The sequence below is a fragment of the Streptomyces phyllanthi genome (genome assembly GCF_009377205.1).
Classification (GTDB): Bacteria; Actinomycetota; Actinomycetes; order Streptomycetales; family Streptomycetaceae; genus Streptomyces; species Streptomyces phyllanthi.
The window spans coordinates 1-9,310 of the sequence record NZ_VJZE01000381.1 but is presented as its reverse complement, the minus strand read 5'-3'; the positions used below and the strand labels follow the sequence as shown (position 1 = coordinate 9,310).

The following is a 9,310-nucleotide window of genomic DNA, read 5'->3' as shown; positions in this document are numbered from 1 at the left end:
GGGGAGAGGCCGGGCCACTGAGGACCGTACGGCGCGACCGTCTCGTCGTGCGTCGTGGGCCCGCCGGAAGCCTCGACGGCCCGCTCCCGGACCGGAGGGCCCTCGTCCCCGCCGAGCTCGTCCGCCGCGTACTCCTCCCAGAACTCCGCCAGCACCTCGTCGGCGTCGTGGTCCCCGGGGTACGACACCTCTCCCGGCATCAACTCCCACTCCGCCGGGCCGCCCTGAGCGCCCCCGACGTCCAGCAGCACCGGAAGGAGCCCCGCCCGTGCCGCGGGCGCGCCCAGCGCCGCCCAGTTACCGGGGGACGTCCGCCGCTCGGCGTGCCACAGCAGGGGCTCTCGCCACGGACCCTCGTCCGTCGTATCGATCAGTCTCCCGGGAGGGAGCGCAAGCCCGAGCGAACGCCCGCTCGGGTCTGCCGCCAGCTTGGGCAGCGGGTTGGGAAGAGTCGCCATGCCGGTGACTGTAGGGCCCGCCACTGACAACGGGCCCCACAGACCGGTGGAATCAGAGCCGCTCGGGTGTCCTGATGCCCAGCAGGGCCATGCCCTGGTGCAGCGTGCGGGCCGTCAGGTCCACCAGGAACAGGCGGTTCTCGACGACCTCCGGGGCGTTGTCCGCGGACAGGACCTGGCACTGGTCGTAGAACGCCGTGAGGAGCGTCGCCAGCTTGTAGAGGTAAGCGGCCAGCTTGTGCGGCTCGTACGCCGCCGCCACCTCGGCGAGCGTCTCGCCGAACTGGTCCAGGTGCAGGCCCAGCGCGCGCTCCGCCGGGGCCAGTCCGAGCTCCGGGTGTGCGGCCGGGTTGGCCTCGCCCGCCTTGCGGAGGATCGACTGGATACGGGCGTACGCGTACTGGAGGTAGACGGACGTGTCGCCGTTCAGCGACACCATCTGGTCCAGGTCGAACTTGTAGTCCCGGACCGCCGACGTGGACAGGTCCGCGTACTTGACCGCGCCGACCCCGACGTACTGGCCGTTCTCGACGATCTCCCGCTCGGACAGGCCCACCTTCTCGGCCTTCTCCCGTACGACGGCCGTGGCCCGGTCGATCGCCTCGTCCAGCAGGTCGACCAGCCGGACCGTCTCGCCCTCACGCGTCTTGAACGGCTTGCCGTCCTTGCCGAGGACCGTGCCGAAGGCGAGCTGGAGGGCCTTGACGTCGTCGTTCAGCCAGCCCGCCCGGCGGGCCGTCTCGAAGACCATCTTGAAGTGGAGGGACTGGCGGGCGTCGACGACGTACAGGAGCGTGTTCGACTTGAGGTTGAAGACGCGGTCCCGAATGGCGGAGAGGTCCGTCGCCGCGTAGCCGTAGCCACCGTCCGACTTCTGCACGATCAGCGGGACCGGCTTGCCGTCCGGACCCTTGACGTCTTCGAAGAAGACACACAGGGCACCCTCGGAACGGACCGCGACGCCCGACTCCTCCAGCAGGCGGCAGGTCTCGTCCAGCATGTCGTTGTAACCCGACTCGCCGACGATGTCCGGGTCCCGGACCTCCATGTCCAGCTTCTCGAAGACCGAGAAGAAGTAGATCTTCGACTCGTCCACGAACTTCTGCCAGGTGGCGAGGGTCCGCGGGTCGCCCGCCTGGAGGTCCACCACCCGGCGCCGCGCCCGCGTCTTGAACTCGTCGTCCGAGTCGAAGAGCCTGCGGGCCGCCTTGTAGAGGCGGTCCAGGTTCGACATCGCCTGCTCGCCGGACTGCTGGAGGTCCTCGCCCTCCTTGTGGTCCAGCTCGTGCGGGTGCTCGTCCAGGTACTGGATGAGCATGCCGAACTGGGTGCCCCAGTCGCCGATGTGGTGGCGCCGGACCACGTTCTCGCCGGTGAACTCCAGGATCTGGACGACCGCGTCGCCGATCACCGCGGAGCGGAGGTGGCCGACGTGCATCTCCTTCGCCACGTTCGGCTGGGCGTAGTCGATGACCGTGGTGCCCGGGTGCTCCGCGTACGGGACGCCGAGGCGGCCGTCCGTGTCCGCGTACCGCGCGGCGAGGTTCTCCGTGATCGCCTTGTCGGTGATCGTGATGTTCAGGAAGCCGGGGCCCGAGACCTCGATGTCCTTGATCACGTCGCCGGACTCGACCCGGGCGACGACCTGGGCGGCCAGCTCGCGGGGGTTGGCCTTCGCCTTCTTCGCGAGGGCCAGGATTCCGTTGGCCTGGAAGTCCGCCCTGTCGCTGCGTCGCAGCAGCGGGTCCGCGTCGGCCTCCGGCAGGGCTGCCGAGAGGGCGGTCGCGAGGCGCTGGTGGACGGATGCGGTGAGGGACGTGACCGGGGCCATGGGGTGGGTGCCGTTCTCCTCGTGGGTACGGGTGGATGCGGCCAGTATCCCATGGGGCGTAAAGCGGTTTTCTCGGGCGCGGGCCAGGGGGGCGAGGGCGCCGGACGCGACGGGGCCCTGCGGCGGCGGTGAACGGGAGCGGACCGTGGGGTGGGGCTGCAGGCCGCCTGGTGCCGAAGGAAAGTGTCGCCCAAGTGCGCACTGGACAAAGCCCGAACAGTCGCATTCGAAGCGTTTTGGTCAATATGGCAAGCCGAGAGGCCAAAGCCGGGCCTGCCCTTCTACCTTCCCGGTACCGCGCTATCGCGCCTCAACCGAAGACAAATGAAGACATCGGGGGAAGCATGACGGACAGCAGGACGACGCCCGACACCGGTACGCCGCCCACGCCGGAAGGGGAACCCGGGAGCCGTACCGCTCCGCGCGGGCGGGCCACATGGCTGGTGCCCGCGCTGCTCGGCGTCGTCGCGACGGTGGGCGCGGCCGTGATCACCGTGGTCTTCGGCAACGCGACCAACACGTTCACCGTGCAGGTCGAGGCCGGAGACCCCAAGCCCGCCGCCACCGTCACCGCGACCGCCACCGTCACCGCGACCCCCTCGTCCCAGGAACAGGGCACCGGCGGGGAACCGAGTGCCCAGGCCACCCGTTCGGCGCTGCGCCGGGAGCAGAGCGGGGTCTCCCTCAACACGCCGTACAGCATCGACCTCGACTCGCAGGCGGACAACTGGGGAGTGGAGAAGTACCGGCCCGCGGGCAACGACCTGTCGCTCAACGGCGGACTCAGGAACGAGCGCATCGCCGTGGTCACCGGGCAGACACCCGGGCCCGAGACCTGTGACCGGCAGACCGGGTTCAGCCAGAGCATCCGCAGCGACGACCTGAGTGACGGAGTGGAGCTGTGCGCCCGTACCTCCGAGGGACGGTGGTCCTGGGTCACCGTCACCGACGTCATCGACGGCGGTGCCACCGTCACCCTCGGCATCCGGGTATGGAACTGACCCGTCGCCCCGGGCCCGGTCGGCGGGGCGGCTCCTGATCCGGCGGCACCCGCCGACGACAAGTCGTTTTCGTGGTTGCGGGGGGAGCTGGGAGAATGGGGCGGACAGCCGTGCGACCGTACCGGCTGCGGTGGAGCAACCAGAAAAAGAGGACGTGCCGATCGTGGCTCAGAGCACCGAGACCACCGACTGGGTCTCCCGTTTCGCGGATGAGGTCATCGAGGAGTCGGAGCGCCGGGCCCCGGGCAAACCCGTCGTCGTCGCGTCCGGGCTCTCCCCCTCCGGGCCCATCCACCTGGGCAACCTTCGCGAGGTCATGACGCCGCATCTCGTCGCCGACGAGATCCGGCGCCGGGGGTACCAGGTGCGGCACCTGATCTCCTGGGACGACTACGACCGCTACCGGAAGGTGCCGAACGGCGTCGCCGGGATCGACGACTCGTGGGCCGAGCACATCGGCAAGCCGCTGACCTCCGTGCCCGCGCCCAAGGGCTCCGCCCACCCCAACTGGGCCGAGCACTTCAAGGCGGCGATGACCGACTCGCTCGCCGAGCTGGGTGTCGAGTTCGACGGGATCAGCCAGACCGCGCAGTACACCTCGGGCGTCTACCGCGAGCAGATCCTGCACGCGATCAAGCACCGGGGCGAGATCGACGCGATCCTCGACCAGTACCGGACCAAGCCCAAGCCCGCCGCCGGGAAGCAGTCCCAGAAGCCCGTCGACGAGGCCGAGCTCGAGGCCGCCGAGGGGTCCGGGGCCGCAGCCGAGGACGACGGCAGCTCCGGTTCCGCCGGGTACTTCCCGTACAAGCCCTTCTGCGGGCAGTGCGAGAAGGACCTCACGACCGTCACCTCGTACGACGACGGGACGACCGAGCTGTCGTACACCTGCACCGCCTGCGGCTTCTCCGAGACCGTGCGGCTGAGCGAGTTCAACCGCGGCAAGCTGGTCTGGAAGGTCGACTGGCCCATGCGGTGGGCCTACGAGGGGGTCGTGTTCGAGCCCAGCGGGGTCGATCACTCGTCTCCCGGGTCGAGCTTCCAGGTCGGTGGGCAGATCGTCGGGATCTTCGGGGGCAAGCAGCCCATCGGGCCCATGTACGCGTTCGTCGGCATCAGCGGGATGGCGAAGATGTCGTCCTCCAGGGGCGGAGTACCCACCCCTGCCGACGCGTTGAAGATCATGGAACCGCAGCTTCTGCGGTGGCTGTACGCCCGGCGCAGGCCCAACCAGTCCTTCAAGATCGCCTTCGACCAGGAGATCCAGCGGCTGTACGACGAGTGGGACAAGCTCGACGCCAAGGTCGCCGAGGGGGCCGCCCTTCCCGCCGACGTCGCCGCGCACTCACGCGCCGTACGGACCGCCGCCGGCGAGCTGCCGAAGACGCCCCGCCCGATGCCGTACCGCACACTCGCCTCCGTCGCCGACATCACCGCCGGCCACCAGGACCAGGCCCTGCGCATCCTCAGCGAGCTCGACCCCGCCAACCCGCTGGCCTCACTGGACGAGGTACGGCCGCGGCTCGACAAGGCCGAGGCGTGGATCAACACCCATGTCGCCGCCGACCAGCGCACCATCGTGCGTGACGAGCCGGACGCCGAGCTGCTGAAGTCGCTCGACGAGCAGGGGCAGGGATCGCTGCGGCTGCTGCTCGACGGGCTGGAGGAGCACTGGTCCCTCGACGGGCTCACCCACCTCGTCTACGGCGTGCCCAAGGTCCAGGCAGGGTTCCCCGCCGACGCCACCCCCAAGGAACTGCCCGCGGAGATCAAGAGCCACCAGCGCACGTTCTTCGCGCTCCTCTACCACCTGCTCGTGGGGCGCGACACCGGCCCCCGCCTGCCCACGCTGCTGCTCGCGGTCGGCCAGGACCGGGTGCGCAGGCTGCTGGGGGAGTAGGCCCACTCGTACGAAGAGAGGGGGCGCCCGGTGTTCGCCGGGCGCCCCCTCTCCTCGTACCGGTGGAGGTCACGCGATGTGGTCGTCCTCCAGCTCCGCGGTGTGGCGGTTCTGGAAGCGCAGGACCATGCGCTTGGCCTCGGCGTCCAGGATGGGCACACCGTAGGTCGCCTCGACGTTGTCGCTGAACTCACGCGGGGTCGGGTAGCCGCTGCCGCCTATCGACTGCTTGAAGACCTGGTAGTACGCCTCCTCGTCGGGCTCCGGGGTACCGCCGCCCTCACCGAGTTCACGCGTGCGCCTCGGGCCCACCGGGATGGGAAAACTGCCCGTCTCCTCCGGCGAGCGCTCCTGCTCCTGCCCCTGCTCCTCGTACGGCTCCTCGGACTGCTCCGCGGCCTGCCCCTGCGCCTGCTCCTCGCGGTACCGGTGCCGCTCGGCCCGCTGCTGGACGTCAGGGCCCTGGTACTGCTGCTCCTCGTACCACTGCTCGTACTGCTCCTCCGGGTTGTACGAGGGGTCGTAGCCACCCTGGTACACGGTGTTCTCCGGAGCGGCCGCCGCGAACCACGGGCTCTGGTCCTCCGGGCCCTGCTGGGCGTACTCCGGCTGACCGGTGGGCCAGTCGCCCTGCGGGAGCGGGGGCTGCGCGCCCAGCTGCGGCTGGTGCCGGTCCTGCGCCTGGGCCGGTTGCCGGGGCTGCGCCTGTTGCTGTTCCTGAGGCCGGGAGGGCGTGTCCGCCACCCGCTCCAGCTCCGGCTTCGGTGCCGGAGGCAGCAGCGCGGGCTCGATGCCCGCCGCCGCCAGGCCCGCCGGAGCCGTGTCCGCCAGCGGGACGCCGTACTTGGCCAGACGCAGCGGCATCAACGACTCCACCGGAGCCTTGCGCCGCCACGCGCGGCCGAAACGGGAACGCAGCCGCGCCCGGTAGACGAGGCGCTCCTGCTCCAGCTTGATCACCTGGTCGTACGACCGCAGCTCCCACAACTTCATACGGCGCCAGAGGAGGAAGGTCGGAATCGGGGAGAGCAGCCAGCGCGTCAGGCGCACACCCTCCATGTGCTTGTCCGCCGTGATGTCCGCGATCCGGCCGATCGCGTGCCGGGCCGCCTCCACCGACACCACGAACAGGACCGGGATCACCGCGTGCATACCGACGCCCAGCGGGTCCGGCCAGGCCGCCGCGCCGTTGAACGCGATCGTCGCCGCCGTCAGCAGCCACGCCGTCTGGCGCAGCAGCGGGAACGGGATACGGATCCAGGTCAGGAGCAGGTCCAGGGCCAGCAGGACGCAGATGCCCGCGTCGATGCCGATCGGGAAGACGTAACTGAAGTCGCCGAAGCCCTTCTGGAGGGCGAGTTCCCGGACGGCCGCGTACGAACCGGCGAAACCGATACCGGCGATGATCACGGCGCCGGTCACGACAACGCCGATGAGAATGCGGTGCATCCGAGTCAGCTGCAGTGGCGCGGCCACTCGTACTCCCCTCCCCTTGCGTGTTGGTGCGCGCAACAGGGTGGCACATGTGTACGTCGCACGTGTGACCGGCAGCAAAGGAGCCCGGTCCGCAGTACGGCCGGGCTCCCGCAAACCGCCTGGTGAGGCTACGCGTTGAGGCGCAGCCGAAGAATCAGCTCTTCTTCTTGCTCGCCGACGCCGACGCCTTTGCCGTGGGCTCGCCGTCCTCCGCGTCCGACTTGGCCGCCGACTTGGACGGCGAGGCCGACTTCGACGGCGACGCCCCCGAACCGGCACCGGCACCCTCACCGTTCGCCTCGGCCACCGCCGCCACGATCTCCTTCGTGGCCGCCTTCGCGTCCTTGACCAGATCGTCCGCGTCCGGGGCCTTCTCGCCCGCCAGACCCGCGCCGTTGTAGTCGAGCGTGATCACCACGTTCTCGACCCGCGCCACGATCGTCTGCTGCTTGAAGGTCCCTTCCTTCTTCTTCAGGTCGTAACGCACCGCCGTGGCCTCGTCCCCCGTACCGGTCACCGGCTCCGACTTCACGTTCTTCGCGCTGGCGACCGCCTCGGCCTCCGAGACCTTCTTCTCGTACTGCTCACGCGCCCGCTCGTCACCCGCGCCACGGGCCGCGTCCGACGGGAGCAGCATCAGCGACACGCTCAGCCAGCGGTACTGCGAACCCTTCACACCGTTGTTGTCCAGGCTGATCCAGCGACAGTCGCCACTGGCGTCCTGCTCCCCGTCGTTGATCGGCTTGCCCGACTTCACGCCCTCCGGGACCAGGTCCTCCAGGGTCTTCTTCGACAACACCGTGCAGGTCTCGGGCAGCTTCCCGTACGCCGCCGCCTTCACCTCGTTCGCCGAAGCCGTCGCCGATTTCGCCGCTGCCGTGGGGCTCGACTCCTTCGCCGCGTCGTCACCGGAGCCGGAGTCCGAGGAACAGCCGGCCGCGATCAGCATCACCGGAAGTGCGGCGGCGGCCACGAGAAGCCGTCGGGCCCCCCTGCCCCCACTGCCTCGCCCGCTTCGCTGATGACGCTGGTCTCGCTCTGCTGATCGGTGCATGGTTCCTTCACTCATGACGCTCATGACGTTCGTGGTTCCTGCCGTCGGATCGGGGTCCGAGGGGCCACGGTACGCGCTGAGCAACAAGAGCCGCTGCCGTTCAACGGCTTTGCGAAGCGGGCCCCGAGACGGTCACTCCTCGAACGCCTCCGCCAGCCGACCGGCCAGATTCAGCGCCCTGTCCTGCATTTCCTTGCTGTCCGGCACCTCCCTCACGGAGGCCGGCTGCTCCACGTACTCCACCGTCACAATGACGTTCGACGTGCGGAACACCACAGTCACCGTCCGCTGTTGCGCCGTGCTCAGCTCGTCGTCCAGGAACGCCGCGTCGCCCAGATCGTCGAGCGTACGGGGCTGGAGGGCGGCCGGGGTCCCGGCCGTACCGGAGGAAGAGGAGGCGGAGGGGCCCGGGGAGCCGGAGGCGTCCGGAGAGCCGGATTCCGAGGGTGACTCGGACGGGGTGGCGTCACCGTCCGCCGCGTCACCGTCCTCGCCGCCGTCCTCCGCGCCGCTGCCGTCGGTCGCCGTGGGGGACGGCTCCGGCAGGTCCGCGTCCAGCTCCTTGGTCGTGTAGACCTGCTCGGCCTCGCTGTCGTCACTGACCGCGTTTTCGTACGACACCACACGCTCGAAGTCCACGTCCAGATAGTCCGTGGCGTCCGTCGACTCCACCTTCCACCGGCACCCCACCCGCCGGTCCGTGTCGAACGTCTGCGTGGGCTCGCCCTCGTACGCCGTCTCCCGCTGCTCCTCGTCCGTGAGCTGCTTGATGCCCGGCAGGAGCGCGTCGAGCGAGTCCGCGGGGACAACGCCGCAGGGCTCGGGGAGGGTGCGGTAACGGCCTGGCTGCGCGGCGGTCGCGGTGGTGCTGGTGCCGTCGGGCCGGTTGTCGGGAGTGCCGTCCTCGTCCGAGCTCGTGCAGCCGGCCAGCAGCGCCGCGAGGAGCACGGCGACGCCGGGAACGTACGCCTTCGGCTGCACAGGGGGCTCCTCTCGTCGCACCGCCACGAAGGGGGTGTCCACTGCTGTCCTGTTGCTGTCCTGTGGTTATTCGCTTGCCGCACCAGTGCGGTCGCTGACCACAATGTCTATCGCACGCACTGCCGTGAACGCCGGTCCGGCATCCCATTCGTTGACCTTGGCGCCGGTTTTGCGATTCCAGACTTTTGTTTCTGTTCCGGGGGATTGAGGACGACATGTCGTATGTAGAGGTACCGGGCGCGAAGGTTCCCATCCGGATGTGGGCCGACCCCGCGTCGGTCGAGGACGTGGCGATGCAGCAGCTGCGGAACGTGGCGACGCTGCCCTGGGTCAAGGGCCTCGCCGTCATGCCGGACGTCCACTACGGGAAGGGCGCGACGGTCGGGTCCGTCATCGCCATGCAGGGCGCGGTCTGCCCCGCGGCGGTGGGTGTGGACATCGGGTGCGGGATGTCGGCGGTGAAGACGTCACTGACGGCGAACGACCTGCCGGGGGACCTGTCGCGACTGCGGTCGAAGATCGAGCAGGCGATTCCGGTGGGGCGGGGGATGCACGACGAGCCCGTGGATCCGGGGCGGCTGTACGGGTTCGGTGCGGCTGGGTGGGATG

At 69.7% G+C, this 9,310-nt stretch carries 7 protein-coding genes and 1 pseudogene; 3 read left to right on the top strand and 5 right to left on the bottom strand.

Annotation, left to right across the window (positions count from 1 at the left end; all coding sequences use genetic code 11):
• Both FNH04_RS35020 and argS read right to left on the bottom strand, forming a co-directional pair.
• A pseudogene (locus FNH04_RS35020) lies at positions 1 to 458 on the bottom strand (DUF4253 domain-containing protein); the annotation flags it as partial.
• 52 nt (positions 459 to 510) lie between these two features.
• A complete protein-coding gene (gene argS, locus FNH04_RS35015) occupies positions 511 to 2,289 on the bottom strand; it encodes an arginine--tRNA ligase (RefSeq protein ID WP_152789879.1) in 1,779 nt (592 codons plus the stop codon).
• Between the two features lie 344 nt (positions 2,290 to 2,633).
• Between argS and FNH04_RS35010 the strand changes: the two genes are divergently transcribed.
• Together FNH04_RS35010 and lysS are read left to right on the top strand one after the other, a co-directional pair.
• Complete coding sequence (locus FNH04_RS35010) at positions 2,634 to 3,290, top strand: hypothetical protein (RefSeq protein WP_152789878.1); 657 nt, start codon at positions 2,634 to 2,636, stop codon at positions 3,288 to 3,290.
• A 154-nt stretch (positions 3,291 to 3,444) separates the two neighbouring features.
• Positions 3,445 to 5,190, top strand: coding sequence for a lysine--tRNA ligase (gene lysS / locus FNH04_RS35005; protein WP_322724737.1), 1,746 nt, complete (start codon positions 3,445 to 3,447; stop codon positions 5,188 to 5,190).
• Between the two features lie 69 nt (positions 5,191 to 5,259).
• Here the strand turns inward: lysS and FNH04_RS35000 are convergent, their stop codons facing one another.
• From FNH04_RS35000 to FNH04_RS34990, 3 genes are all read right to left on the bottom strand, one after another.
• Positions 5,260 to 6,639 (bottom strand): DUF2637 domain-containing protein, encoded by a 1,380-nt coding sequence (locus FNH04_RS35000; RefSeq protein WP_152789881.1) that lies wholly within the window; start codon positions 6,637 to 6,639, stop codon positions 5,260 to 5,262.
• A gap of 181 nt (positions 6,640 to 6,820) precedes the next feature.
• Entirely contained in the window at positions 6,821 to 7,735 is a 915-nt protein-coding gene (locus FNH04_RS34995) for a DUF3558 domain-containing protein (RefSeq protein ID WP_152789877.1), read from the bottom strand.
• A 117-nt stretch (positions 7,736 to 7,852) separates the two neighbouring features.
• Positions 7,853 to 8,701: a DUF3558 domain-containing protein gene (locus FNH04_RS34990; RefSeq protein ID WP_322724736.1), complete on the bottom strand. Its 849-nt coding sequence runs from the start codon at positions 8,699 to 8,701 to the stop codon at positions 7,853 to 7,855.
• Positions 8,702 to 8,916: 215 nt separating this feature from the next.
• Here FNH04_RS34990 and FNH04_RS34985 point away from each other — a divergent pair.
• A partial coding sequence (locus FNH04_RS34985; RefSeq protein ID WP_194236912.1) for an RtcB family protein occupies positions 8,917 to 9,310 on the top strand: 394 nt, incomplete at its 3' end.

Excerpts from the sequence above, each read along its gene's own strand:
- argS (WP_152789879.1), bottom strand. The coding sequence starts at position 2,289 with ATGGCCCCGGTCACGTCCCTCACCGCATCCGTCCACCAGCGCCTCGCG.
- FNH04_RS35010 (WP_152789878.1), top strand. The coding sequence starts at position 2,634 with ATGACGGACAGCAGGACGACGCCCGACACCGGTACGCCGCCCACGCCG.
- FNH04_RS35000 (WP_152789881.1), bottom strand. The coding sequence starts at position 6,639 with ATGCACCGCATTCTCATCGGCGTTGTCGTGACCGGCGCCGTGATCATC.
- FNH04_RS34995 (WP_152789877.1), bottom strand. The coding sequence starts at position 7,735 with ATGAGTGAAGGAACCATGCACCGATCAGCAGAGCGAGACCAGCGTCAT.